This window comes from Idiomarina sp. PL1-037 (assembly GCF_034422975.1).
Classification (GTDB): domain Bacteria; phylum Pseudomonadota; class Gammaproteobacteria; order Enterobacterales; family Alteromonadaceae; genus Idiomarina.
Window position 1 is genome coordinate 1,124,338 of record NZ_CP139873.1, and the last position, 24,673, is coordinate 1,149,010.

Consider the following 24,673-nt stretch of genomic DNA (forward strand, 5'->3'; position numbering starts at 1 on the left):
TTTAGACGCTAATAGCGACTTGCGCCAGAATTAACACTGGGCAAAGTGTTGCCAGAAACCAAATAAGTGACCGAAGTTTGTCATAGTTACTTACATAAGCAATGTGATAAAGCACTCTAAGCACAATAAAAGAAATACTCAAAAACTCAATGCGCTCGGTAACCTGGGAGGTTGCTAAGGCCGCCAATACGGCCGCAGCAAATAATGGGAAGGCTTCATAGGCATTATAGTGACCGGCAACGGCTCGGGCTCCACGCCCAAGTAGCCGCTGCTGTTGAGCTCTCGGGTGTTTATTGTCATAACCGTTCTCCCGGTTCTGAAAATAAACCACAGGCGCCTTAGCCAAAATTGGCAGAACTCCGGCAATAAGTAAACACCACAGTAAAAGGCTCATGGTCATTCTTCCCTAATTAACGTACGGTTTCGCCCGCAGCTTGTAAGTCAGCATGGTAAGACGAACGCACAAGTGGACCACTGGCAATGTGGCTAAAGCCCATTTCTACACCAGCAACACGCAGCTCTTCAAATTCGTCGGGATGCACGTAGCGCGCTACCGGAATATGATGGCGGCTAGGCTGCAAATACTGTCCGATAGTTAACATGTCGACATCGTGCGCACGAAGATCTTTCATGACTTCCAGTATTTCTTCTTTGGTTTCCCCAAGGCCGACCATAAGTCCCGACTTGGTACGGATATCCGGACGTGCTTCCTTGTACTTTTGCAGCAAATCTAATGACCACTGGTAATTTGCACCGGGGCGGGCCGCTTTATAGAGGCGAGGCACGGTTTCAAGGTTGTGGTTAAAGACGTCAGGTGCTTCACCTTTCAGAATATCCAGGGCAACCTGCATACGACCACGAAAATCCGGTACCAGCACTTCTACCTGAATGTTGTTCTCACTGTGCTTACGAATTTCACGAATACAGTCTGCAAAATGCTGAGCACCGCCGTCGCGTAAATCATCACGGTCAACCGAGGTAATGACGACATACTTCACTTTCATGTCGCGGATGGTTTTGCCCAGTTTTTCAGCTTCTCCCGGATCGGGAGGAAGAGGGCGACCGTGGGCAACGTCACAGAATGGGCAACGACGTGTGCAAATGTCGCCCAGAATCATAAAGCTGGCTGTACCGTGATTAAAACATTCCGGTAAATTTGGACAGGATGCTTCTTCACAAACAGAGTGCAGACCATGGCTGCGCATTGCTTGCTTAATTTCATCAATACGCTCAGTTGAAGAAGGCAACTTAACCTTCAGCCACGACGGCTTGCGCAACATTTGGTCGCGTTCGGTAGGAATAATTTGTACTGGTATCAGTGCCATTTTATCGGCGTCACGCATTTTGACACCAGGTTCAACTCTAACTGGCTTTGACATAATCTTGAGCGAGTCCCGTTTGTTGAAGAATGTTGCTGTAGGAAAGAGAGCTGGTAAAGTGTTTTATCACTGCATCAGCCGCTTCACTAAAGCTATCAGGACCATTGAGATCCTTAGTTTGAATCATTTTTATGCCCGAAAGGCCACAAGGGTTTATTCGGGAAAAAGGTTCCATGTCCATATTAACGTTCAATGCCAATCCGTGGAAAGAGCAGCCTTTACGAATACGCAGTCCCAGAGAGCAGATTTTATCTGCATCGACATAAACCCCAGGGGCGTCTCGACGCGCTTTGGCATCAATTTCGTAGTCGGAAAGGGTGTCAATGACGGTGTTTTCAATGTGGTTAACGAGTTGACGGACACCATAATTAAGACGACGGATATTAAGGAGAAAATAGATAACGAGTTGACCCGGCCCGTGATAGGTAACCTGTCCGCCTCGGTCGACCTGGATAACCGGAATATTTCCCGGAGCAAGGATATGCTCAGCTTTGCCGGCTTGTCCTTGAGTGAACACAGGGTCGTGCTCGACTACCCACAGCTCGTCGGCAGTGTGTTCGTCGCGTTGGTCAGTGAATTTCTGCATAGCATGCCATACGGGTTCGTATGGCTGCCTGCCCAATTCACGGATAATGAGTGTATCGTTCATGCCATCATTATAACGTTTGTCAGCAACAACGGCTAGTCCTGCCGCTACAGAACGTAGCGAACGTCCTCGATATCTGAGAGTGAACGATACAATATTTCGATATGCTGCTGGCTTTCGACACGCACAGCAACAGAAATTGAATGGTAGTTACCTTTGCTGCTGGGCCTTACGGAAGGACTGTAGTCGCCCGGAGCATGCTCTTGTAAAACTTCTACAACCTGATCAGGAAGGCTCTCACTAGCAACCCCCATCACTTTAAAAGTAAAGTGACAGGGAAAATCGACCAGTTCGTCAAAACGAGTTTTTTGCATCTATCTAAACCTTTATTCTTCAGTAAATTGCTGTTTTATATAGTCCATCATTTTCTTGAAGAATCCACCTTCTTCGACAGCTTGTAAGGTTACCAGCGGAAATGAAGCTACATCTTCACCGTTTAGCTGAAGGTAAACGGTGCCTACGTGCTGGCCTTTCGAAAGCGGTGCCTGTAGTTGCTCATCAAGCTCAAAATTAGCCTTTAACTTATCCCGTTGGCCCTTAGGTAAAGTGATAACGACATCTTCACTGATGCCCAGCTCGACTTCATCTAAGTCACCACCCCAAATACGTTGGGAAATAAAACTTTCGCCGGCAGAATATGCTTTGACGGTTTCGAAATAACGGAATCCGTAGTTAAGTAGTTTTTTACTTTCAACTTTGCGAGCCTGCTCGCTACCGGTGCCCATTACTACTGCAATTAAACGTGTTCCGTCTTCAACTGCAGAAGAAACCAGACTATAACCTGCTTCATTAGTATGGCCGGTCTTTATACCATCAACATTCAAGCTACGATCCCATAACAGCGAGTTACGATTGTACTGCTTGATATTATTGTAGGTAAAAGACTTTTCTGCGTAGAGTTTATATTCTTCGGGAGTCTCATTTATTAAAGCACTTGCTAACGTCGCCATATCACGAGCGGAGACGTATTGCTCAGAATCGGGTAGACCATGACTGTTAGCAAAATGGCTGTCTTTCATACCAATTTGTTCGGCATAGTTATTCATTAAGTCGGCAAAAGCGTCTTCACTTCCGGCGATATGCTCAGCCATAGCAACACAGGCGTCGTTACCAGAAGAGATAATAATGCCGCGGTTTAAGTCTTTAACACTGACTTCTTTGCCAACTTCGATAAACATTTTGGATGATTCAGGGAAATTTTTGGCCCAGGCATTTTCGCTGATGGTAACGAGATCGTTCTCGCTAATACGGCCGGACAACATCTCTTTACCAATAATGTAGCTGGTCATCATCTTGGTCAGGCTGGCAGGAGGCAAACTTTCGCTCGAATTACTCTCTGCTAAAACCTTGCCGGTGGTGTGATCGATAAGGATATAAGCCTTGGCATTTACTGACGGCGCATTGGGAACCAATGACTGGGCCGCAAAACTTGCTGAGCTGAACAATAGGGTTACAACGGTAAAGAGGTGACAAATTTTTTTCATTGGAATTATCTTTATCTTATCGGTCAAAAAGTGAATCATGTGCTTAAGGAAGCTGGATTATATCAGTTCTGTTGCACAGCGTCAGGAGTATCCGCCTGACTTTGCGCTGCCTTTACTCGAAAAGCTTCAGGGTATCCGGAAGATCGTATCTGCTCGAGTAAATTGTGACTTGCATCTTCAGAAACCGGCCCCAGCATGAGTTTATGTAGACCATGAGTTTGTTCAGTAGTTGCAATTTCCCGGAACTTGGGCGGTAAGTTGTGTTTTAACTGCGATAAACGGTCGATATTTGACGAAGCGGCTAATTGAATATGATAATTCGATTGGCTTCTCGGGGCAGATTGCTCTTCGACTCGCATTGGAGTATTTAAATTAATGGCTTCAACCCGAACTGGGGCTGTACCACTATCCAGCATACCCAACTTATAAGCTGCCGCAAATGACAAGTCGATAATACGTTCAGGATGGAATGGTCCGCGATCATTTACCCTAACCGTGACGGTACGGTCGTTGTTTAAGTTAGTGACTTTTACATAAGTAGGCAGAGGTAACCGGGTATGAGCTGCTGACATACTGTACATGTCATAGTACTCGCCATTGGACGTCAGATGACCGTGAAATTTATTGCCATACCAGGAAGCATAACCTTCCTCGACATAACCAATAGCACTGTCCATTACCTCATAATCATTACCTAAAACCCGGTAGTCCCGGTTGCCTTGAGGGCTAATAGGCTCATGAACAGGAACGGCGCTGCGTAACTCTGACTCGTTAGGTAATCGAGTCGGTGCACTGTCTTTATGTTGAGAATAGCGACCGGAAGGACCGCTGGAACAACTGCTGAGCAAAAATACGCTCAGCATTATGGTTGATAAATTACTGCATTTCATTTTTCAGTTGCTCGCTAAACTGGTAAACAGCCATCGCGTACAGTGGGCTATGATTATACCTGGTAATGACATAGAAGTTGTCGTATCCCAGCCAGTATTCATAAGCGTCTTTTGTTTCAAACTCAAATACCCTAACTTCGGTGTCATCATTAACCGCCTGATGCTGCGTAAGCTCATAGCCTTTACGCTTAACTTCGGAACGCGTGGTATTGGGTTTCATACCGTCGCTAACTAATGCCTTCCAATCCTGTTTGTCGGTCAGAGGTTGAGCCACAGGTTGACCTTGTTGCCACCTATGCTCTGCAAAATAATTAGCCACACTACCAATAGCATCGACCGGATTCGTCAGGATGTCTCTCTGTCCGTCGTTATCAAAGTCCACTGCGTAATGCCGATAGCTAGAGGAAATAAACTGACCGAAACCCATAGCGCCGGCGTAGGAACCTTTTGCTTCGGCTACGTCCCAACCTTCTTCAGTTGCTAACTGAAAGAATTCACTAAGTTCGGAACGGAAAAAATTTGAACGGGGAGGATAATGGAAACCTAAAGTGTAAAGTGAATCCAGAACGGAATATTTACCCATGTAATTGCCGTAAAAGGTTTCGACACCAATTATTGCAACTATGATTGGAGCAGGTACGCCGTATTCAGCTTCCGCACGCTCCAGCGTTTCTGTGTGTTTTTTCCAGAATTTAACCCCCGCGTCTAAGCGTTTATCAGTCAAGAAAATAGGGTGGTATTGGTACCAGGGTTTGGCCTCCCATGGGCGCTGAATAGCTTCCAGTACATCGGCATTTTTTTCTGCTTCTGACAGCCATTGACGTACCAGAGCTTCATCGAGTTGATGCTCTTTTACCTGCTGTTGAATAAACTCTTCAACCTCAGGCGTTTGCTCCTGAGCATATGCCGACAAGCTGGTTGTTGCGGTTAGCAACGCTAACCCTAATAAGGTGCGCATAAAGTTTTCCTGTTTTTTTAGCCATTTTTCATAACTAAGCGATGGTGGGTCGCAATGGACATGAGCATGCCGAAGCCGGCCATAAGTGTCACCATCGACGTGCCACCATAACTGATTAAAGGTAATGGTACCCCAACCACCGGTAATAGTCCTGAAACCATACCAATATTTACAAATACATAAACAAAGAAGGTCAGTGTCAGTGAACCGGCTAATAACTTACAAAAGATATCCTGAGTTTGCAGAGCAATAATTAGGCCTCGTAAAATGATGAAGCCATACAATGCAAGCAAAAGGATAACTCCGGTGAGGCCAAATTCTTCACTAAAAACAGAAAAAATAAAGTCGGTATGACGTTCAGGTAAAAATTCGAGTTGAGACTGCGTTCCCTGAAGCCAGCCCTTGCCATCAATGCCGCCTGAACCGATGGCAATTTTTGACTGAATAATGTGGTAACCTGAACCGAGTGGATCACGCTCAGGGTTTAAAAAAGTGAGCACCCGTTGACGTTGGTAGTCGTGCATAAGATAAAACCAGAGTACCGGGGTAAAGGCTGCGGCAGCAATAGCTGCGGCGGTAACCAACTTCCAGCTTAATCCAGCCAAAAATATAACGAAAAGTCCAGCGCAGGCAACCAGTAGTGAAGTTCCTAAATCGGGTTGACGGGCAATGAGTAAGGTTGGAATAATCACCAGCACTAAAGCGCCAAACAGCCTATAAATGGAGGGAGGAATAGGCTGTTGATTCATATACCAGGCGAGCATAAGGGGCATGGCAAGTTTCATTATTTCTGACGGCTGTATGGTTAAAGGACCGATATCCAACCAACGTTGAGCGCCTTTTCCCATTTCACCAAAAACAAGTACGGCCACTAGCAGCAGAACCCCACCACCGAAAGCTGGCACCGCAAAGCGTGAAAGGGCACGTGGAGGAATTTGTGCAACCACAAAAAGCACAACAAAAGACAGACCTATACGTATCGACTGTCTTTCTACGACTTCCAGGTCCTGGCCTGCGGCGCTGTAAATAACAAACAAACTAAGAACTGAGAGCACAATCAGAGGAATCAGTAGCGGCCCGTCTATGTGCAGCTTTTTCAGTAGCGGGCTTCTTTGGCGTTCTTCAGTTGTCAGCATTTGTTTTTTCCTGCTGTTTGTTGCCATTGTTAAATCGGGCGTGCCAGACGTCTAATATTTCTCTTGCCACCGGTGCCGCAACACTTCCACCGCCCCCAAGCGAGTTTTCTATTGCCACTACGACAACAACTTCAGGGTCGTCTGCCGGAGCATAACCCACATACATTGCATTATCGCGGTAGCGCTCGGCAATATCTTCTGCATTGTATTCCTCTTCCTGTCCCAGGCTTCTGACCTGAGCTGTTCCGGTTTTACCTGCCGAGGAGTAGGGCGCGTCTTTAAACGCTCTATGCGCAGTACCTTTGGGTGACATGTTGACGTTACGCATCCCTTTAGTGATAACTTCCCAGTTGCTGCTATCGGATAAGGTCAACTTTTCCCGGTGGGCGATTAAAGCTTCCTCAAATACACCATCTTGTATTTTTCCGCGGAGCAGTCTGGGAATAAGGTGCTCACCTTTGTTTGCAACCATGGCAGTGGCAACCGCCAGTTGCATCGGGGTTGCTGTCCAATAACTTTGGCCAATACCAACAGAGAGCGTTTCGCCCGCATACCAGGGCTGACCAAAACGAGCTCTTTTCCAACCACGAGAGGGCATTAATGCAGAGACTTCTTCGTGAATATCGATGCCTGTTCTTTCACCAAAACCAAACTGGGTCATAAAACTGGATATCTTATCAACGCCGAGCTTAAGGGCTAAATCGTAATAAAATGTATCACAGCTTTCGGTAATAGCTCTGTCTACATCGACCCAGCCGTGTCCCCAGGCCAGCCAGTCGCGGTAGCGTCGGTCAACGCCTTTTATTTCAAACCAGCCGGGATCCCATATGCGAGTGTCTTCTTCAATAGTGCCATCCTCTAATCCAAGCAAACCGATTTGAGGCTTGATGGTTGATGCCGGAGGATACGCCCCCTGAGTTACGCGATTAAGTAACGGGCTCTGAGTTGAATTCAACAACGATTGATACTGCTTAACCGAAATGCCATTAACGAACCAATTTGGATCGTAGCTGGGTGTACTGACCATAGCCAGTATTCCACCGGTGGTGGCGTCCATTAATATAATAGAGCCGCGTTGCTCACCCAGTAACTCCGAAGCTTTTCGCTGTAATTCAAGATCCAGTTCCAGGACGATGTCCTGACCCGGTTTAGGGGCTTCAATACTCAGTGTCCTAACTGCACGTCCCCGGTTATTTACCTCTACGCTCTGATAGCCGACTTCGCCATGAAGATCTTTTTCGTAGTACCTCTCTATACCGAGTTTCCCTATCGTCCGGCTAGCGGCGTAATTAGGTAATTCTCCATTTTCGCGCAGGCTCTCGACATCTCTTGGGTTGATCTTGGCAACATAGCCAACTGCGTGTGTTAATAATTCTTTGTGAGGGTAGTTTCGTATCAGACGAGCTTCGATGCTTATGCCTGGGTATTTATGTTGGTGCGCAGCAAAAACTGCCAGCTGCTTTTCATTCAACTCGTCGAGTAAGGGCACATTATTAAAACGCCGCTGATTTTTTAGATTGCGGTAGAAGCGCTCAATAGTGCTGTCAGGAAAGTTGAGTAACTGTTGAAGTTGACTTAGGGTCTGCTCAAGGTTATCGATTTCTTCCGGAGTTACATCCAGACTGTAAATTGGTGTGTTTTCTGCTAATAAAACACCGTTGCGGTCATAGATTAAGCCCCGATTCGGCGCCAGAGGAAGTAATTTTATTCGGTTATCGTTAGAGCGCGTCTGAAGCTCGTTATGTTCACTCACTTGCAGGTGATACATGTTTGACGCCAGAGCAATAAAGGCAGCAACAACAATCACCATAGCAACAAGCACGCGTCGCCCAAAAACGGCCGCTTCGGAATCATGATCACGTATGTGGGTGCGGTGACGCATTATTATTCTTATTCTCTATGGTACGGATGATTGTTATTCAGGCTCCATGCCCGGTAAAGGCTTTCTGCGACGATTAACCTCACCACCGGATGGGGTAATGTTAATTTAGACAAAGACCAGCGTTGCTCCGCTGCTGCCAGGCACTCATCGGAAAGACCCTCAGGCCCGCCGATTAATAGAGTGACATCTCTGCCGTCCATTTGCCATTTCTCTAGTTGCTGAGCAAGCTTAGGTGTATCCCAGTCCTGGCCTGTGACCTCTAAAGTGACAATTCGGTTCCCTTTGGGTATTGCTTGCAGCAGCGACTTACCTTCTTGTTGCATAACGCGGTTTAAATCTGCTTTACGCGTTCGCTTTTGGGCGGCTATTTCATGCAGCACCAACTTACAATCCGCCGGGAACCGTTTTTTATATTCGTTGAAGCCTTCAGTAACCCACGTGGGCATTTTTGTGCCAACGGCGAGTAATTGAATTTGCACTGACTAGCCCCAGAGTTTTTCTAATTGATAGAAGTCGCGGATGCTGTCCTGCATAACATGTATAACAACATCACCAAGGTCAACTAAAACCCACTCCGACTGTTCTCCACCTTCTACGCCAATAGGTGGTATGCCAGCATGCTTTGCTTCTGTCGCCACATGTTCAGCAATGCTTCTTACATGCGTTTTCGAGCTGCCAGAGCAAATGATCATGTAGTCAACAACGTCGGTTTTATCATGAACATCTAAAATTTGAACGTCACGACCTTTAAGATCATCGATTTTATCAATGACAAATTCACGCAATTCTTCTGCCTGCAAAAGATTTTCTCCGATTTAAGGATTAAAACCCGAAGTTTAACAGAAATTAGGAGAAGTGTTCAGTTACAAATACAGCTGATGTTGTCTTATATAGTCATAAACATTGGAAGGCAGTGGCAGATTTTTTTCACGTTGCTGAAGTTGTTTCCGGAGTTCAGTGGCGGAAACATCGACCATTGGTGTTTCTGCAATATAAAGCAGGCCCTGGCGTTGTTCGTTCAAGGTGTTTTTATCGCGGGTCATATGCGCTGAAATAAACGCTTTCAACTCGTCATCCTGAGGGTTAAAAGGTACTCCTGCTCTTGGCATAACAATCAGGTGAGCGTGTTTAATAAGCTGGCGCCACTGATGCCAGCGGTGAAGACTCATTAATGAGTCCATCCCCATCACAAAAAGTAGGGTGTCATCAGGAAACTGGGTTTTAAACTCACTTAATGTATTCGCCGTAAAGGAAGGTCTATTCTGTCTTAACTCCCAGTCCTCGACGGTGAAGGCCGTGTGTTGTTGAGATGCAAGCTTAACCATGTCCAGCCGCTGCGCCGGGCTGGCATCTGGTTGCGGACGATGCGGCGGTACCGCGCTTGGCATCAGTGCTAAAGTAGAAATGTCGAGCTCTTTTACCAGAGCGGCTGCCGTTTGCAGGTGCCCGTTATGAATAGGGTCAAAAGTGCCGCCAAAAATTGCGCGTATCATAGCTGAATCAATTTTTCGTTTGGCTCAATGCCGTGATTAAACACCGAAAGCCCGTCATTAATGGCGTCGGCATTATTACAGCAAAGTAAACTGAGTAGATGAGTCGTGAGTGTAAGAGGGGATTCGCCGCTATCAAGCTTAAGCGCCGCTTCTATTCTCTCAATCAACTGCTGTGCACTCAATAGAGTTTGCTGGCTCAATTTATTTGCGCGCTGGTGATACCCCGGTTGTTGATTAGGCCAAATCATAAATTGACGGAAAAGTGCGTTTGTATCGGCTTGTGTCTGCTTAGCTTTTTGCAACGCTGTTAGCAGTTGTACTTCGCGCTGCAAAATCCAGATGAGCCTGTGAAAATCATTTTCTTCGTCCAGCAATCGCTCCAGCCGATGCAATGCGCCTTCAAAGTCTTGTTGCTGGATACTTTCCTGCAACGCAAACACGCTAAAGCGACTGACATCATCAATTGATGTTTTCAGAAAGTCTTCCGTAATGACGCCATCGTTGCTCAACAATTGCCATTTACTCAGCTCCTGATCCAGAGCAAGCAAGTTTCCTTCAAACCAGTCCGATAACTTTTCCGGAACACCCGCGGCGAGAGTGAGTTGATAGCGTTGAGCACGCTGGTGAATAAAGGCCGGCAACTGTGACTTATCCGGGCTTTGGGTGCGAACCAGCGGGCCGCGCTCTGCCAGTGCTTTAAACCAACGACTGTTCTGCGTCTCTTTTTTAAGCCGGTCGCCAATCACAACCAGAACTTCATTGTCGGCCTGGTTCTTTGCGTATTCGGTTAATGCGGTAGAACCGTCCCGACCGGGTTTGTTTTCGGGTAATTCAAGTTCCACCAGACGCATATTGCCAAACAGACTCATTGACTGTTCTCCGGAAGACAGTTGCTGCCAGTCAAAGTCTTTACTTTGTAACCAATGCACCCGCTCGAGATCATCGCTGGCTATGCTTTTCCGAATACTAGCCAGCGCGTCGTTCCTGAGTAAAAGGTCATCACCAAACACTAGCAGGACAGGGGGGACCCCATTCTGTTGCAGGTAATGTTCGAGCTTTTCAGGGTAGATAGTTTGCATTGGCTAAGAGTTCTATTCCGACATTTCGGAGATGATTTGTTGCAAAATAAGGCGTGACGCTTCGGCTCTCATTTCATCGACCAGCATTTCCCTTTCGCGGGTTTTAGCCAATGCAAAGTTAGGGTCGTCCTGATAGTCGCGCGCCACCTCAACCGTTCGCTCAAGTAACAGCTTTTCGTTGTTGAACAACTGATAATTGACTTGATACAGAAGCTCGTATTCCGCAACCTGACCACTTTCAAACAACGACAGTGTTCTTCGTTCTAACTTATCTGAAAGAAGCCGAACGACAACAGGCTGCTCCGCTGTAGAGACCTGAATGCCCGAATGAATAAAGCGCTGTTCCATATGCTCACTTAATTCTTTTGAAACCTGACTTTGCAGAGAAACCGACTGCAGTGTTTCTGGCAGTTGGTAATTTCCGCGCAGCTGAAAGCCACACCCGTTAAGAGTGGCTATCAGCAGAAGGGTGAGTACAAGGTTTATGGTAACGCGCATAGGTTATCCAACAACAATATTGAGAATTTTCCCGGGCACGTAGATTTTCTTACGAACTTCTTTGCCTTCAGTATGCTTTTGTACGGCCTCTTCATCAAAAGCAATTTGCTCAACTTGTTCTGCGGAAGCATCGGCTGGTACGGTTAATTTAGCCCGAACTTTGCCATTAATTTGCACCACAATCAGTTTTTCGTCTTCAACTAACGCGCTTTCATCAACCGTTGGCCAGTCGGCGAAAGACAGTGGTTCCTGATGTCCTAGTTCCTGCCATAACTGCTCACAGATATGCGGCGTGATAGGCGCAAGCATACGCACCATAGCATCAATAGACTCAGCTAGTACCTGACGGTCGGCATCGCTTTCCAGTGGCGCTTTTTGTAAGTGGTTAAGCAGCTCCATAATGGCTGCTATTGCTGTATTAAAATGCTGGCGGCGTCCCATGTCATCGCTGACTTTGGCAATGGTTTTATGTAACTCGCGACGTAGCTGCTTTTGGTTTGCATTTAAGCTTTGACCTGAACAAGCGCCACCGGCGTTATTTAAGTCATAAGTCAGTTTCCACAAACGGCGTAAAAAGCGTTGTGCGCCTTCAACACCGGAATCTGACCACTCCAGCGTCATTTCCGGTGGTGCAGCAAACATCATAAATAAGCGCACGGTATCGGCGCCATAGCGTTCAACCATGGTTTGCGGGTCAATACCGTTATTTTTAGACTTTGACATTTTGCTCATGCCGCCGATATTAACCGGTTGACCGTCTTGCTTATGTTTAGCGCCGGCAATAGCGCCTTTTTCGTCACGCTCAATGTCAACCTCAAGAGGCGATACCCATTGCTTACCGCCTTTTTCATCTTCGCGGTAATAGCTGTCTGCCAGTACCATGCCCTGGCACAGCAGACGTTTGAATGGTTCGTCAGACTCCACTAAGCCGGTGTCGCGCAATAATTTATGGAAGAAGCGGGCGTATAACAAATGCAAAATGGCGTGCTCAATACCACCAATATACTGATCAACCGGCAGCCAATAGTTGGCTTTTTCCGGATCCAGCATGGCATCATCGGTTTGTGCGCTGCAGTAACGAGCGTAGTACCACGACGACTCCATAAAGGTGTCGAAGGTATCGGTTTCGTGCTCTGCCGGCTGGCCGTTATATTCGGTTTTACGCCATTTGGGGTCAGATTTTATCGGTGAATTCACACCGTCCATAACCACATCTTCAGGCAGTTTAACCGGTAGCTGATCTTCCGGTACGGGCACGGACTCACCATTTTCCAGATTCAGCATTGGAATTGGGGTTCCCCAGTAACGCTGACGAGATACTCCCCAGTCGCGCAAACGGTAGTTTACTTTACGTTCACCAATGCCTTTCTCTTTTAGCTCGGTTGCAATAGCGTCAAAGGCTTGTGCCGAGCTCATGTCGTTATATGGCCCCGAGTTAATAACGGTGCCTTTCTCAGTAATGGCTGCTTTTTCAATGTCACTATCACCACTAAGAGGCTCAATTACCGGGCGAATTTCCAATTGGTATTTCGTTGCAAACTCCCAGTCGCGCTGGTCATGTGCAGGCACGGCCATAACAGCGCCGGAACCGTAATCCATTAAAACAAAGTTAGCGACCCACACCGGAATTTCTTCCCCGGTCATTGGGTGAACGGCTTTAATACCGGTGTCCATACCCAGCTTTTCCATGGTGGCAATATCAGCTTCTGCAACTTTGCTGTTTTTGCACTCTTCAATGAATTTAGCCAGTTCAGGATTCGTTTTAGCGGCTTCCGTAGCTAAAGGGTGCTGTGCCGCAACGCCCATGTAGGTAACGCCGTAAAGCGTATCTGGACGGGTGGTATAAACGCGTAAGGTCTGCTCAGAAGAGGCGACGTTAAAGTCAATTTCGACACCCTCTGAGCGGCCGATCCAGTTACGCTGCATCGCTTTGACTTGTTCTGGCCAACCATCAAGCTGATCCAAATCGTCTAACAGCTCTTCAGCGTAATCGGTTATTTTAATAAACCACTGAGGAATTTCTTTCTGCTCGACTTTAGCGCCTGAACGCCAGCCCCGGCCGTCAATAACTTGCTCATTGGCCAGGACTGTCTGGTCTACCGGATCCCAGTTAACCGTCGCATTCTTCTTATACACCAGGCCTTTTTCATAAAGCTTAGTGAAGAACCATTGTTCCCAGCGATAATAATCCGGCGAGCAAGTTGCCAGCTCACGGTTCCAGTCGTAGCCAAAACCTAAGCTTTTTAACTGCTCGCGCATATAATCGATATTTTGATAAGTCCATTTCGCCGGTGCCGTTTTATTCTGAATAGCGGCATTTTCAGCAGGAAGCCCAAAGGCATCCCAGCCCATAGGTTGCATAACATTTTTTCCGAGCATACGCTGATGACGGCTAATGACATCACCTAAAGTATAGTTACGAACATGCCCCATATGCAGTTTTCCGCTGGGGTAGGGGAACATGGACAGGCAGTAGAACTTGTCTTTGCCCGGCTGTTCTTTTGCCGTAAATACGTCTTGTTCCTGCCAGCGTTTTTGCATGGCAGATTCGATTTTGCTCGGGTTGTATTGTTCTTGCATAATTCCTGCTGATTCCGTTTGAATTTAAATATCGGTTTAGCTAATTGCGTACCACATAAGAAGTACAACGACGATGCCGGCCACACCAAAAAAACCGTTTTCAAAAACAGCGCGTTGTTTGACTTCGGCAGGCTCTGATTTATCAATGGCGAACAGCATGAGCAAAGAAGTCAGTCCCAGGCCACCTGCAGCAATAAGCACAGCAAAAAGAATGGCGTCAAATATATTTTCCATAATGAGATCCCTGTGAAAAAATGGAAAAGAACAGCAACAGAATAGTTCTGCTAAGCCTTTATAGTGTACTGATTTTCGCGCCCGATGACTATGTCTGAGCGCGTTTCTTAGTACGTTTTGTAGCGATTACAGGTAACAGGCCAAACAGAGCCAGAATTATAGCCCCCCAGTTACCTATTTTATTAAACAACGTTGAACCACTAACCGGATAAACATCGGCTGATAATGCTGTTGCCGTAAACTGCGGAGCCAGTTCTATGTACTGACCATGCTCATCAACGGCCGCAGTAACACCATTATTCGTTGCCCGCAACAAGGGTTTACCAAGTTCCATTGCACGCATTCGTGCTATTTGCATGTGTTGCCAGGGGCCATGTGAATCACCAAACCAGGTGTCATTGCTAATCGTTACCAAGTAATCGGTATCGTCGTAGGTATTGCTGCGAACCTGACCTGCAAAGGCTATTTCATAGCATATAGCCATGGCCAGATTGTTACCGTTGGCTTTGAGGTTAGGTTGTTGATACCCCCCTCGGCTAAATGACGACATAGGTAGATTAAATAGCGGAGCCAACGGGCGTAAAAAGTCTTCGAAGGGGACAAACTCGCCAATTGGCAGCAGTTGGTGTTTTTGGTAGCGGTTAGCATTACCGTAACTGTAGTTTTTTTCGTCCAGCACAATAACCGAGTTGTAAAAATCGTCGTTTAATCTGTCGTAATCAATAATACCGGTAATTAAGGCTGAACCGTTCATGCTCGCGGACTGTTTTACCGTATTGAGGACATCACTGGCATAAGGCTCAAGCGCGGTTATCGCGGATTCCGGCCAAATAACCAGATCGTGATTAAATTTGGGGCGGGTTAAATCCAAATAGCGAAGAATATTCGACCATTGTTGTTCAGCCTGCCATTTTAATGATTGCTGAATGTTGCCCTGAACCAGCAATACCGACATAGATTCTGCTTTTCTCTCTGTGGGTTGTATTTTAGGAAATACGACAGCGCAAGTGAGAAGAATAAGTGGAATTAAAAGCGACGCCGGCTTTTTGAATCTTAGCGCCAGAACCAAAGTAATGGCAGTAAACCAAAGAGCCACGGTAATACCTGTTTCACCAATAACCGGCGCCAGTCCGCCGAAAATGCCATCGGTTTGACTGTAACCGATACTTAGCCAGGGGAAGCCAGTGAATAGCCAGCCTCTGAGTAGTTCTGCAATAAGCCAAAAGAAAGGCAAGCTGAAGCGCCAGGCAAATTTACGATGAGAGAGCTTCTGCCAGCACCAAAATGCAATTGCTGGAAACAGTGCTAAATAAGCAAAAAGCAGTACTAATAGAAGCAGCGTAACCGGAACCGGAACACCACCATATTGATCGATGCTAACGTAAATCCAGCTTAAACCAGCACCGAACCAACCCATGCCAAAGACAAAGCCCGCCTTGAATGCCCGTTTGGGAGCGAGGGGCCATATCAGTCTTACCACTATGGGAAGTATGATAAAGGGCAGCCAGTGCCAGTGAAAAGGTGAATAAGACAGCGTCAGGAGAGCGCCGCAAATCACTAATAGCAAAGAGCGCGTAACGCTTCCTGAATGCTTCATCATTACTGTGCAGATTCCGGCGAGGTGCTTACATCAGAGTCGAGACTGACTTGCAGCTGCTGAATACGTCTTTTATCTGCATTAGTGACCCGGAAGGTCATGTTGCCAAGCGTTACTTCTTCACCTGCCTGCGGTAAATGGCCAAAGCCGTGCGCAACAAGGCCACCGACAGTATCGTGCTCTTCATCACTGAAATTGGTGTCAAAGTATTGGTTAAAATCTTCAATAGTGGTTAACGCTTTTATAGAATAACGGCTTGGGCTAAGACGACGGATATTGGTCTTTTCATCGTTACCATGAGCATCGGTTTCGTCTTCAATTTCGCCAACGATTTCTTCCAGAATGTCTTCAATAGTGACCAGACCAGATACGCCGCCGTATTCATCGACAACAATAGCCATATGATAACGGTTGGAACGGAATTCTTTTAGTAACACATCAACGCGTTTACTCTCAGGAACGATAACAGCCGGGCGCATGACTTTGTCCAGCGAAAAGGCTTCATCGGTCATGTTAAAGCCGTAGCTGAGCAAATCTTTTGCTAACAGAATGCCCTCAACGTGATCTTTATTGTCAGTAACAACCGGGTAACGACTGTGTTGAGAATCGATAACGATAGGCAGGAATTCGTCTACACCCTGATGGATATCAATGGTGACCATTTGTGAGCGTGGAATCATAATGTCGCGGACTTTAAGCTCAGCGACATCGAGCACGCCTTCAATCATCTCTCTGGTATCGTTGTCTATCAGGTCGCGGTCTTCGGCGTCCTGAATCAAATCGACGAGTTCTTCTCTGCTTTTCGGCTCACCAGCGAATACTTGCAGCAGTCTCGCTGCCCAGGATTTTCCCGATGAGCCGTTGGCTGAGTGGGGGTTGTCGTCGCTCATTGAGTGTTAAGCTCCATATTGTCTGCAGTTTGATACGGGTCTGATATTTCCAGACTCGCTAAGATGTTACGTTCAATTCGTTCCATTTCTTCGGCTTCGTCGTCTTCAATATGATCGTAACCTAATAGGTGGAGAGTACCGTGTATCACCATATGCGTCCAGTGGTCGATGGCTGACTTTTGTTGCTCTTCGGCTTCACGTTCAACGACGCTCTGACAGATAACCAAATCACCTAACAAAGTGACGGGTAATTCTACCGGGCTATTGAAGGGGAAAGACAAAACATTGGTGGCGTAATCTTTATTGCGGAACTCATTATTAAGCTGCTGAGCTTCTTCTAATGCAGCAATGCGCACCGTTAGCTCAACCGCTTTATCGTTTTTTTGCAGGTAATCCAAGGTAGTTGCAACCCACCTGTGCACAGCGTGTTCCTCAGGAGCCTTGGTAATACCGTCAGCCAGCTGATAATCCAGTGTTAAATCAGTCATTAGCTTTTATCGAATTCCTCGTAGGCTTGAACGATACGCTGCACTACGGGGTGGCGTACGACATCACCGGCCTGAAAGAAGGTAAAGCTGATGTCCGAGACTTTATTCAGCACCTCAATAGCGTGCCTCAATCCTGAGCGTTGGCCACGGGGTAAATCCACCTGAGTGATGTCGCCGGTAATAACGGCTCGTGAATTAAAGCCAATGCGGGTCAGAAACATCTTCATTTGTTCACAAGTGGTATTCTGGCTTTCATCTAAAATAATGAAGGCGTCATTCAGCGTACGCCCGCGCATGTAAGCCAGCGGAGCCACCTCAATGACGTTACGCTCAATCAGCTTTTCAACTTTTTCAAAGCCGAGCATTTCAAATAAAGCGTCATAGAGAGGGCGCAAGTAGGGGTCTACTTTCTGAGCTAAGTCTCCCGGTAAGAAACCGAGTTTTTCACCTGCTTCTACGGCCGGACGAGTTAAGAGGATACGGCGTACTTCCTGACGTTCCAAAGCATCTACTGCACAAGCTACCGCGAGATAGGTTTTGCCGGTACCGGCAGGTCCAATACCAAAATTCACATCATGAGCCAGAATGGCGCGAACATAACCAGCCTGATTATGATTGCGAGGCTTAATTAAACCTCGCTTGGTTTTAATGTGAGTCATCTTTTCAGCGGCAGGGTCGCCTTGATCGTCGCTTTGCTCAAGAACCTTTGCCTGCTGAATGGCCAGGTGCACTTGTTCGGGTTCAATCTGGCCTTCTTTGCCTTTTACGGTTGCTGTTTCAACGTAGAGGTCGAGTAACAATTTGTGCACGGCTGCAACGCTGGCTGCGTGGCCTATTAATTGAAACTGATGACCGCGGTGTGTTATTTCTACGCCCAGGCGCCGCTCTACATGCTTCAGGTTTTCGTCTAAAGGGCCGCAGAGATTGGAAAGCCGACGTGAATCCGCCGGCTCTAATTCAAAATCAAGTGTCTGTGTTTGTGGACTCAATCGTTTCCTCTTTACTTAACTGGCTTGTCGAGGCATTCGAACAACGCCTAATTCATCTGGCTCGCTCGATTTTCCTCGTTGCAAAATAATTTCTGGTGCCGTATCTACACGAAGCCCCATATCCGCCTCTTCCCGAATTAACTCACCACGTAATGAGTTAGGAAGCACTTCGGTAATACGTACATCAACGAACTGTCCAATCATATGGGGTTGACCAACGAAATTTACAACCCGATTGTTCTCAGTGCGTCCGGTCAGTTCCATCGGGTTCTTTTTCGATGGTCCGGTAACCAGAATACGTTGTTCTGTTTCCAGCATACGACGAGCGTGCGCCATAGACTGTTGGTTCAAACGTTGCTGTAATAGCTGCAGCCGCTTTTTCTTGGTCTCTTCACTAATGTCGTCAGGTAAATCAGCCGCTGGCGTTCCCGGGCGAGCACTGTAAATAAAGCTGAAGCTCATGTCGAAGTCAATACTCTGGATAAGATCCATGGTTGCTTCAAAATCGGCATCGCTTTCACCGGGGAAACCGATGATAAAGTCGGATGACATGGCGATATCAGGGCGCGCTTTTTTCAAGGCTCGAATTTTCGATTTGTATTCCAGTGCCGTGTGGCCACGCTTCATCATGGTTAATATACGGTCTGAACCACTTTGTACTGGTAAGTGTAAATGACTGACCAGTTCCGGAATGGTTTTATAGGCTTCGGTAATGTCGTCTGTAAACTCAACCGGATGCGATGTGGTATAGCGAATGCGGTCAATACCATCAATGGCCGCAACCAGGTGCAGCAATTCAGCAAAGCGGCACACTTCGCCGTCGTAATGCTCACCGCGATAGGCGTTAACGTTTTGTCCTAACAGGTTGACTTCACGAACGCCTTGTTCCGCCAGTTGTGCAATTTCATAAATGACATCATCAACCGGGCGACTGACTTCTTCGCCGCGAGTGTAGGGCACAACACAGAATGAGCAATATTTGCTGCAGCCTTCCATGATAGAGACAAAAGCGCTGGCTCCGTCTGCTTTAGGTTCGGCTAAACGGTCAAACTTTTCAATTTCAGGAAAAGAGACGTCAACCATAGGTGCATGAGTCTCGCTGACCTGATTCACCATTTCTGGCAAGCGGTGCAGAGTCTGAGGACCAAAGATAATATCGACAAAAGGCGCGCGGGCGCGAATTTCATTGCCTTCCTGAGAAGCAACGCAGCCACCAACACCAATCAATAAATTAGGGTTGCTCTTTTTCAGATTTTTCCAGCGACCTAATTGGTGAAAGACCTTTTCCTGCGCCTTTTCACGGATGGAACAGGTGTTCAACAGAATGAGGTCGGCATCTTCGGCTTCTTCGGCAACATCGTAGCCGTGGGTTGAGTGGAGCAATTCTGCCATTTTTGCAGAATCGTACTCGTTCATCTGGCAACCCCAGGTTTTGATATATAACTTCTTACTCATGACCACTCGATGGTTGATGGATTTCGTATAAGGCGCTTATTTTATCGCGTATTGGAGCAGATTGCCAAGTTTGAAATGATTAACTTTTGCGCCGTGTCCGTATGGCAAAATAGCCTGCAACAACAATGATTAACGCGCCCCACAACATGTGCCAGGCAAGTTCCTCGCCAAATAACCAGTAGCCGAGTAACGCGGCGAACAAAACCGAGCTGTAAGTAAACACCCCAACCTTTGCCGGTGGAGCTATGGAAAAAGCTTTGGTCATAGCCAATTGCCCATAAACTGCCAGCAAGCCCATAACGATAACACCCAGCCAGTGTTGCGTTGGAATAGGCTGCCACAGCCATAGCAAAGGAAGCCCTGAAGCTATGGTAGCCAGAGTAGAAAAATAAAATACAATTTTACTTGTTGATTCGGTATCCGACATGCGGCGAATAACAGTTTTGGTGAAAGCTGCTAGTGCCGCGGCTAAAAAAGCTAACCCGATGACAGGTGAAAGTTCGCTGTTCATAGGGTCAAGAAAAATAAAGACACCAATAAATCCCAGACCAATAGCCAGCCAGGTTTGTTTAGCCACATAGTCGCGCAGCCAAAGCCAGCCAATAACCGGTATTAAAAAGGGGGACAACAATAAAACCAGAGTGGCCTGCGCCAGCGGAATTGTCGCAATGGCGTAGAAAAACAGGTACATAGCGGCAATGCCCGCAACGCCACGAATAAGGTGCAGCTTCAGACGTTCAGTTTTTAAGTTGCCAAGACCTTTGCGCCATAACCAGGGAAGCAGAACAAGAAAGGCCATAAGGTTGCGGAAAAAGACCAATTGCTCGAAAGGTTGATCCTGACTGATGTATTTAACCAGGGCACTTACGCCCGCAAAACTGGCTTCGGCACTTAGAATAAGCAAGGAAGCAATAATGACCGCTTTTTGTGAACTTTCCCTGGTCTGCATAAAAAACACTCTGAACATCGTCTTATTGACTATGATAACGGAAATTCACAGCGAGATGTGTTATTTATAAGGGCTAGCAGGAATATAAGGAGTGAGAGCGCGGTACATGAAACAGCTATCAGTACTAATAAATGGCGGCGGAATGGTCGGCGCTGCGGCTGCACTAGCGTTAGCGCAGCAAGGCGCAAATGTGACCTTACTTGAACCCTTTCCTCCAGGAGAAGATAGCAGTACAGATCCTGACTGGGATTTACGCATATCATCTGTGAATAACAGCAACTGGGAATGGTTGCTGGGTTTAGGTATCGGTGTTTGTGTGCGTCAGCAGCGAGTCTTTGACTATCAGAAACTGAGCGTGACATCGCAAAGTGGCCATAATTTGAGCTTTCAGGCGAGTGAAGCGGGCTTATCCAAACTGGGCGTTATGGTTGAAAATAATGCTTTGCAGCTGGCTCTGTGGACAAAATTACGCACTCTCAAAAATGTCGATTTACGAGCAGGCGACACGCTCGATAAACTCAATGCCCGGACAAAAACGGTGGTTTTAAGTCAGGGCGATACGCTCAGTTATGATCTGTTATTGGGCTGTGACGGAGCCAATTCTAAAGTGGCTCAGCTTGCCGGTTTTTATTATCGGGGCTGGGATTATGACCAACGTTGTTTATTAGTAAATGTCAGTCTGGAAAAGCCAATAGAACCCGAAACCTGGGAAGTTTTTCGCCCGCAGGGGCCTTATGCTTTGCTGCCGCTGACCGAACAACAAGCTTGCCTTATAGACTACGGCTTACGTGACAACATCAGTTCCCTGCAGAGAGACAAGGCGGGTCTTGAAGATTATTTGCGTGAGACCTTTTCTCCCCATATCGGTAATTTCCGAGTGCTAAGAAGCGCCAGTTTTGCGCTGCAGAGAAAACATGCTGCGCACTACGTTAAAGAAGACTCTATTGTTTTATTAGGCGATGCTACTCACAGTATTCACCCAATGGCCGGGCAGGGCGTTAACCTGGGGTTTGCCGATGTTCGCTGTCTGGTTGAGGTACTACAGAAAAATACTCCAAGCGCCGCGTTGGCTAAGTACGAAAAGACCCGGAAAGGCGAAAATGCGAAAATGATGCGGATGATGGATGCTATACAGTTAGGCTGGCGCAGTCGTAATGCCGTTATGCAGCTTGCAACCGCAGCATCCTTGAAAATGGCTGCTTTACCGTGGGTGAAACGTTGGTTATTACAACAGGCTGTGGGCGAATAACAGGCACAAAAAAACCACCTTAAGGTGGCCTTTTCTGTTTTCCACTTTTACTTGAGTAAAATTATACTCGAATAAAGTGGTGCGGAGGGGGGGACTTGAACCCCCACGTCCTTACGGACACTAGCACCTGAAGCTAGCGCGTCTACCAATTCCGCCACCACCGCAACAGCAGTTAGTATGGCTGGGGCACCAGGGATCGAACCTGGGAATCGCGGGATCAAAACCCGCTGCCTTACCGCTTGGCTATGCCCCATCCTACTAAGATGGCAATCACTTTTGGAAACAACTAATGGCTGGGGCACCAGGGATCGAACCTGGGAATCGCGGGATCAAAACCCGCTGCCTTACCGCTTGGCTATGCCCCAATTTTAGCTGGCTCTGAGAGTTGGTGCGGACGGAGAGACTTGAACTCTCACGCCGTGAGGCACTGGAACCTAAATCCAGCGTGTCTACCAATTCCACCACGTCCGCATCATAGTCAGTTAAAGGTTGGTGGCTACGGCGAGATTCGAACTTGCGACCCCAGCATTATGAGTGCTGTGCTCTAACCAGCTGAGCTACGTAGCCATACCTTTTTTACTTACCGCTCTCTGTGAGTGCGGCGCGTATTATGCAAATCGCTCCGCAGCCCGTCAACCTATTTTTGAGAAAAAACGATATTAACGGGCGCGTTTGAGCAAAAAAGCAGTGATTTGCTTAAAAAGGCAGCAAATCACCAAGGCAGGCTTTCTCCGTTACTGTGAAAAAATTGTCCGGTGGTGCTTAAGCTTAATTCCTCAATACGTTGCATTAAGCGTTCCGCTGCTGTTTCTGCGGGAATATCGCCGGCATGATTCACCATATCGGTTTGTACAAAGCCGGGGTGCAGCAAGACCACGGAAATTTCTTGTTCTTTTAAGTCAAGCGCAAGAGATTTTCCGGCCGCATTTAATGCTGCCTTTGACATCCTGTACCCGTAGCGGCTGCCTGAACCATTGTCTGCAATAGAGCCCATGCGGCTGGTAATTAAGGCAACCTTGCTGCCTTTCTTTAAGTTTTTCAGCAGCGTTTCGGTGACTCTTAATGGCGCTAACGCATTGACTTCAAACTGAGCCCGTATATTACCAGCGTCAATTTCACCTAATACGTCTTTATGCAGAAGCCCGGCGTTATTAATTAAGATATCAATCTTTTTATCGCCAATGGTCTCAGAAAGACGCAGTAAGTCGGAGGCTTTGGTAACATCAATGCCTTCAATAATTTCGACGTCCAACTCTGTTAATTGCTTTGAATTGTTACGGCAAACGGCGATAACTTTGTGGCCTAGTTCGGCATACTGTCGGGCAAATTCGTAGCCAATGCCTCGGTTAGCACCGGTAATTAAAATCTGTTGTTGACTCATTTTGTACTCCAAATACCAGAGGCGTTATTCGCTAACACCACCTTCAGTTAGTTTTTTCGGATCCAGCAACTGCTCAAGTCGCTCACGACCTAAGTCGGTCATATCATCAGCGACATCGATAATGGCTCGTCCATCTTTGTACGCTATTTTGGCAATTTCGGCGGCTTTATTGTAGCCAATGACCGGGTTAAGGGCTGTAACCAGAATAGGGTTTTTCGCTAAGGCTTGTTGTAACCGCTCTTCATTAACTTCGAAGTCGGCAATGGCTTTGCTTGCCAGTGCGTCACAACTGTTACTAAGTATATTAATGGACTGTAGCAAGTTGTAGCCAATAACTGGCAGCATAACGTTTAGTTGGAAATTGCCTTGCTGAGCTGCGGTCGTAATTGTGGTGTGATTACCATTTACCTGAGCGGTAACCATAGCTACAGCTTCCGGAATGACCGGGTTTACCTTTCCCGGCATAATGCTGCTTCCGGGTTGTAATGCAGTTAGTTGAATTTCACCTAAGCCCGCTAGCGGGCCACTGTTCATCCAGCGTAAGTCGTTACTGACTTTGAGTAAGGTAGTTGCCAGCGTATTCAGTTGTGCCGAGAGTTGTAAATTGATTTCCTGTCCGGCAATACCTGTAAAAGGGTTCGCTGAGTGTTTAAAGTCGCTACCACTAAGCTGGGTCAACTGATCAGCAAACTCGGCTGCGAATTCTTTTGGGGCATTTATTCCGGTACCTATTGCTGTACCGCCCTGAGGAAGCACGCGGCTGCGTTGCAATAGTTGCGGAAGCTGTTCAGCGGTAACGTCCAACTGACCGGCCCAGGCTTCAAGTTCTTGTGCCATGGTCATTGGCATAGCGTCCATTAAATGAGTTCTGCCGGTTTTTACCACATTACGCAGCTCAATGGCTTTACTGCGAATGGCATCAATAAGGCCTTTTAAAGCCGGTGCTAACGCTTTCTCTACAGCCAGCACACTCGCCACCTGAATCGCGGTAGGTATTACATCGTTGCTTGACTGGCTTTGGTTCACATGGTCATTGGGGTGAATTTCAACACCGTTTTGCTTAGCCAAATTGGCAATAACCTCGTTCACATTCATATTGGAACTGGTGCCTGAACCGGTCTGGAATACATCAATAGGAAAGTGATCTAAATGTTGGCCATTAATAATTTCTTTAGCGGCTTTAATAATGGCGTCGGCCTGCTTCTTTTCTAACTGACCGATTTTAGCGTTTGCACCGGCGGCGCTCGCTTTGACCATTGCTATGGCTTGTATCAGTTGAGTTGGAAAAGTTAACCCGCTGATGGAAAAGTTATCAACGGCGCGTTGAGTTTGTGCGGCGTAAAGTGCTTTTTGGGGGACTTTGACCTCGCCCATGCTGTCCTTCTCTGTGCGATAATCCTGACTCATTAATAGCCC

General features: G+C 47.0%; 25 protein-coding genes and 5 tRNA genes. 1 reads left to right on the forward strand and 29 read right to left on the reverse strand.

The window, feature by feature from the left end; translation table 11 throughout:
• Position 1: 1 nt before the first annotated feature.
• The 22 genes from U0358_RS05100 to U0358_RS05205 all read right to left on the reverse strand — a co-directional run bounded on the left by U0358_RS05100 (position 2) and on the right by U0358_RS05205 (position 20,627).
• Complete coding sequence (locus tag U0358_RS05100) at positions 2 to 394, reverse strand: MAPEG family protein (RefSeq protein WP_317496575.1); 393 nt, start codon at positions 392 to 394, stop codon at positions 2 to 4.
• Positions 395 to 410: 16 nt separating this feature from the next.
• Positions 411 to 1,379: a lipoyl synthase gene (gene lipA, locus U0358_RS05105; protein WP_317496576.1), complete on the reverse strand. Its 969-nt coding sequence runs from the start codon at positions 1,377 to 1,379 to the stop codon at positions 411 to 413.
• The gene (gene lipB / locus U0358_RS05110; protein ID WP_317496577.1) at positions 1,363 to 2,028 is read right to left on the reverse strand and encodes a lipoyl(octanoyl) transferase LipB; all 666 of its coding nucleotides are present in this window, start codon (positions 2,026 to 2,028) and stop codon (positions 1,363 to 1,365) included. Before lipB ends, lipA begins: the two co-directional genes overlap by 17 nt.
• 44 nt (positions 2,029 to 2,072) lie before the next feature.
• Positions 2,073 to 2,339, reverse strand: a complete 267-nt coding sequence (gene ybeD / locus U0358_RS05115; RefSeq protein ID WP_322407281.1) for a DUF493 family protein YbeD — start codon at positions 2,337 to 2,339, stop codon at positions 2,073 to 2,075.
• Between the two features lie 12 nt (positions 2,340 to 2,351).
• Positions 2,352 to 3,509, reverse strand: coding sequence for a serine hydrolase (locus U0358_RS05120; RefSeq protein WP_317496579.1), 1,158 nt, complete (start codon positions 3,507 to 3,509; stop codon positions 2,352 to 2,354).
• A gap of 62 nt (positions 3,510 to 3,571) precedes the next feature.
• The gene (locus tag U0358_RS05125) at positions 3,572 to 4,399 is read right to left on the reverse strand and encodes a septal ring lytic transglycosylase RlpA family protein (RefSeq protein ID WP_322407282.1); all 828 of its coding nucleotides are present in this window, start codon (positions 4,397 to 4,399) and stop codon (positions 3,572 to 3,574) included.
• A complete protein-coding gene (gene mltB, locus U0358_RS05130) occupies positions 4,386 to 5,357 on the reverse strand; it encodes a lytic murein transglycosylase B (RefSeq protein ID WP_322407283.1) in 972 nt (323 codons plus the stop codon). Before mltB ends, U0358_RS05125 begins: the two co-directional genes overlap by 14 nt.
• Positions 5,358 to 5,374: 17 nt before the next feature.
• Positions 5,375 to 6,493: a rod shape-determining protein RodA gene (rodA, locus tag U0358_RS05135; protein ID WP_317496582.1), complete on the reverse strand. Its 1,119-nt coding sequence runs from the start codon at positions 6,491 to 6,493 to the stop codon at positions 5,375 to 5,377.
• Entirely contained in the window at positions 6,480 to 8,375 is a 1,896-nt protein-coding gene (gene mrdA, locus U0358_RS05140) for a penicillin-binding protein 2 (RefSeq protein WP_322407284.1), read from the reverse strand. Before mrdA ends, rodA begins: the two co-directional genes overlap by 14 nt.
• A gap of 8 nt (positions 8,376 to 8,383) precedes the next feature.
• Entirely contained in the window at positions 8,384 to 8,854 is a 471-nt protein-coding gene (gene rlmH, locus U0358_RS05145; RefSeq protein ID WP_317496584.1) for a 23S rRNA (pseudouridine(1915)-N(3))-methyltransferase RlmH, read from the reverse strand.
• Positions 8,855 to 8,857: 3 nt separating this feature from the next.
• Positions 8,858 to 9,175 (reverse strand): ribosome silencing factor, encoded by a 318-nt coding sequence (gene rsfS, locus U0358_RS05150; RefSeq protein ID WP_317496585.1) that lies wholly within the window; start codon positions 9,173 to 9,175, stop codon positions 8,858 to 8,860.
• 63 nt (positions 9,176 to 9,238) lie between these two features.
• Positions 9,239 to 9,868, reverse strand: a complete 630-nt coding sequence (gene nadD / locus U0358_RS05155) for a nicotinate-nucleotide adenylyltransferase (protein WP_322407285.1) — start codon at positions 9,866 to 9,868, stop codon at positions 9,239 to 9,241.
• Positions 9,865 to 10,947: a DNA polymerase III subunit delta gene (holA, locus tag U0358_RS05160; protein WP_322407286.1), complete on the reverse strand. Its 1,083-nt coding sequence runs from the start codon at positions 10,945 to 10,947 to the stop codon at positions 9,865 to 9,867. Before holA ends, nadD begins: the two co-directional genes overlap by 4 nt.
• A gap of 12 nt (positions 10,948 to 10,959) precedes the next feature.
• The gene (gene lptE, locus U0358_RS05165; protein WP_322407287.1) at positions 10,960 to 11,445 is read right to left on the reverse strand and encodes an LPS-assembly lipoprotein LptE; all 486 of its coding nucleotides are present in this window, start codon (positions 11,443 to 11,445) and stop codon (positions 10,960 to 10,962) included.
• Positions 11,446 to 11,448: 3 nt separating this feature from the next.
• Positions 11,449 to 14,025, reverse strand: a complete 2,577-nt coding sequence (leuS, locus tag U0358_RS05170; RefSeq protein ID WP_322407288.1) for a leucine--tRNA ligase — start codon at positions 14,023 to 14,025, stop codon at positions 11,449 to 11,451.
• 36 nt (positions 14,026 to 14,061) lie between these two features.
• Positions 14,062 to 14,259 carry a hypothetical protein gene (locus U0358_RS05175; RefSeq protein WP_322407289.1) on the reverse strand — a complete coding sequence of 66 codons (198 nt, stop codon included), beginning with the start codon at positions 14,257 to 14,259 and terminating at the stop codon, positions 14,062 to 14,064.
• Between the two features lie 88 nt (positions 14,260 to 14,347).
• Positions 14,348 to 15,859, reverse strand: a complete 1,512-nt coding sequence (gene lnt / locus U0358_RS05180) for an apolipoprotein N-acyltransferase (RefSeq protein WP_322407290.1) — start codon at positions 15,857 to 15,859, stop codon at positions 14,348 to 14,350.
• Complete coding sequence (corC, locus tag U0358_RS05185) at positions 15,859 to 16,746, reverse strand: CNNM family magnesium/cobalt transport protein CorC (RefSeq protein WP_317496591.1); 888 nt, start codon at positions 16,744 to 16,746, stop codon at positions 15,859 to 15,861. Before corC ends, lnt begins: the two co-directional genes overlap by 1 nt.
• Complete coding sequence (gene ybeY / locus U0358_RS05190; protein ID WP_317496592.1) at positions 16,743 to 17,234, reverse strand: rRNA maturation RNase YbeY; 492 nt, start codon at positions 17,232 to 17,234, stop codon at positions 16,743 to 16,745. Before ybeY ends, corC begins: the two co-directional genes overlap by 4 nt.
• Positions 17,234 to 18,223, reverse strand: coding sequence for a PhoH family protein (locus U0358_RS05195; protein ID WP_317496593.1), 990 nt, complete (start codon positions 18,221 to 18,223; stop codon positions 17,234 to 17,236). The genes ybeY and U0358_RS05195 overlap by 1 nt, the downstream gene beginning before the upstream one ends.
• 15 nt (positions 18,224 to 18,238) lie before the next feature.
• Entirely contained in the window at positions 18,239 to 19,678 is a 1,440-nt protein-coding gene (gene miaB, locus U0358_RS05200) for a tRNA (N6-isopentenyl adenosine(37)-C2)-methylthiotransferase MiaB (RefSeq protein ID WP_253619657.1), read from the reverse strand.
• A gap of 79 nt (positions 19,679 to 19,757) precedes the next feature.
• Positions 19,758 to 20,627, reverse strand: coding sequence for a DMT family transporter (locus U0358_RS05205; RefSeq protein ID WP_317496595.1), 870 nt, complete (start codon positions 20,625 to 20,627; stop codon positions 19,758 to 19,760).
• 106 nt (positions 20,628 to 20,733) lie between these two features.
• Between U0358_RS05205 and U0358_RS05210 the strand changes: the two genes are divergently transcribed.
• Complete coding sequence (locus tag U0358_RS05210; RefSeq protein ID WP_322407291.1) at positions 20,734 to 21,876, forward strand: FAD-dependent oxidoreductase; 1,143 nt, start codon at positions 20,734 to 20,736, stop codon at positions 21,874 to 21,876.
• 77 nt (positions 21,877 to 21,953) lie between these two features.
• Here U0358_RS05210 and U0358_RS05215 read toward each other — a convergent pair.
• The 7 genes from U0358_RS05215 to U0358_RS05245 form a co-directional block, all read right to left on the reverse strand.
• Positions 21,954 to 22,040: transfer RNA gene (locus U0358_RS05215), tRNA-Leu, on the reverse strand.
• A 14-nt stretch (positions 22,041 to 22,054) separates the two neighbouring features.
• Positions 22,055 to 22,129, reverse strand: a tRNA-Gln gene (locus U0358_RS05220).
• A gap of 37 nt (positions 22,130 to 22,166) precedes the next feature.
• Positions 22,167 to 22,241, reverse strand: a tRNA-Gln gene (locus U0358_RS05225).
• 21 nt (positions 22,242 to 22,262) lie between these two features.
• Positions 22,263 to 22,347, reverse strand: a tRNA-Leu gene (locus U0358_RS05230).
• 19 nt (positions 22,348 to 22,366) lie between these two features.
• Positions 22,367 to 22,443 (reverse strand) — tRNA-Met (locus tag U0358_RS05235).
• Between the two features lie 145 nt (positions 22,444 to 22,588).
• A complete protein-coding gene (locus U0358_RS05240; protein ID WP_317496597.1) occupies positions 22,589 to 23,257 on the reverse strand; it encodes an SDR family oxidoreductase in 669 nt (222 codons plus the stop codon).
• Between the two features lie 24 nt (positions 23,258 to 23,281).
• A complete protein-coding gene (locus U0358_RS05245; RefSeq protein ID WP_322407292.1) occupies positions 23,282 to 24,664 on the reverse strand; it encodes a class II fumarate hydratase in 1,383 nt (460 codons plus the stop codon).
• Positions 24,665 to 24,673 lie beyond the last annotated feature (9 nt).

Coding starts and splice junctions, on each gene's coding strand:
- U0358_RS05100 (WP_317496575.1), bottom strand. CDS start 394: ATGAGCCTTTTACTGTGGTGTTTACTTATTGCCGGAGTTCTGCCAATT.
- lipA (WP_317496576.1), bottom strand. CDS start 1,379: ATGTCAAAGCCAGTTAGAGTTGAACCTGGTGTCAAAATGCGTGACGCC.
- lipB (WP_317496577.1), bottom strand. CDS start 2,028: ATGAACGATACACTCATTATCCGTGAATTGGGCAGGCAGCCATACGAA.
- ybeD (WP_322407281.1), bottom strand. CDS start 2,339: ATGCAAAAAACTCGTTTTGACGAACTGGTCGATTTTCCCTGTCACTTT.
- U0358_RS05120 (WP_317496579.1), bottom strand. CDS start 3,509: ATGAAAAAAATTTGTCACCTCTTTACCGTTGTAACCCTATTGTTCAGC.
- U0358_RS05125 (WP_322407282.1), bottom strand. CDS start 4,399: ATGAAATGCAGTAATTTATCAACCATAATGCTGAGCGTATTTTTGCTC.
- mltB (WP_322407283.1), bottom strand. CDS start 5,357: ATGCGCACCTTATTAGGGTTAGCGTTGCTAACCGCAACAACCAGCTTG.
- rodA (WP_317496582.1), bottom strand. CDS start 6,493: ATGCTGACAACTGAAGAACGCCAAAGAAGCCCGCTACTGAAAAAGCTG.
- mrdA (WP_322407284.1), bottom strand. CDS start 8,375: ATGCGTCACCGCACCCACATACGTGATCATGATTCCGAAGCGGCCGTT.
- nadD (WP_322407285.1), bottom strand. CDS start 9,868: ATGATACGCGCAATTTTTGGCGGCACTTTTGACCCTATTCATAACGGG.
- holA (WP_322407286.1), bottom strand. CDS start 10,947: ATGCAAACTATCTACCCTGAAAAGCTCGAACATTACCTGCAACAGAAT.
- lptE (WP_322407287.1), bottom strand. CDS start 11,445: ATGCGCGTTACCATAAACCTTGTACTCACCCTTCTGCTGATAGCCACT.
- leuS (WP_322407288.1), bottom strand. CDS start 14,025: ATGCAAGAACAATACAACCCGAGCAAAATCGAATCTGCCATGCAAAAA.
- U0358_RS05175 (WP_322407289.1), bottom strand. CDS start 14,259: ATGGAAAATATATTTGACGCCATTCTTTTTGCTGTGCTTATTGCTGCA.
- lnt (WP_322407290.1), bottom strand. CDS start 15,859: ATGATGAAGCATTCAGGAAGCGTTACGCGCTCTTTGCTATTAGTGATT.
- corC (WP_317496591.1), bottom strand. CDS start 16,746: ATGAGCGACGACAACCCCCACTCAGCCAACGGCTCATCGGGAAAATCC.
- ybeY (WP_317496592.1), bottom strand. CDS start 17,234: ATGACTGATTTAACACTGGATTATCAGCTGGCTGACGGTATTACCAAG.
- miaB (WP_253619657.1), bottom strand. CDS start 19,678: ATGAGTAAGAAGTTATATATCAAAACCTGGGGTTGCCAGATGAACGAG.
- U0358_RS05205 (WP_317496595.1), bottom strand. CDS start 20,627: ATGCAGACCAGGGAAAGTTCACAAAAAGCGGTCATTATTGCTTCCTTG.
- U0358_RS05210 (WP_322407291.1), top strand. CDS start 20,734: ATGAAACAGCTATCAGTACTAATAAATGGCGGCGGAATGGTCGGCGCT.
- U0358_RS05240 (WP_317496597.1), bottom strand. CDS start 23,257: ATGAGTCAACAACAGATTTTAATTACCGGTGCTAACCGAGGCATTGGC.
- U0358_RS05245 (WP_322407292.1), bottom strand. CDS start 24,664: ATGAGTCAGGATTATCGCACAGAGAAGGACAGCATGGGCGAGGTCAAA.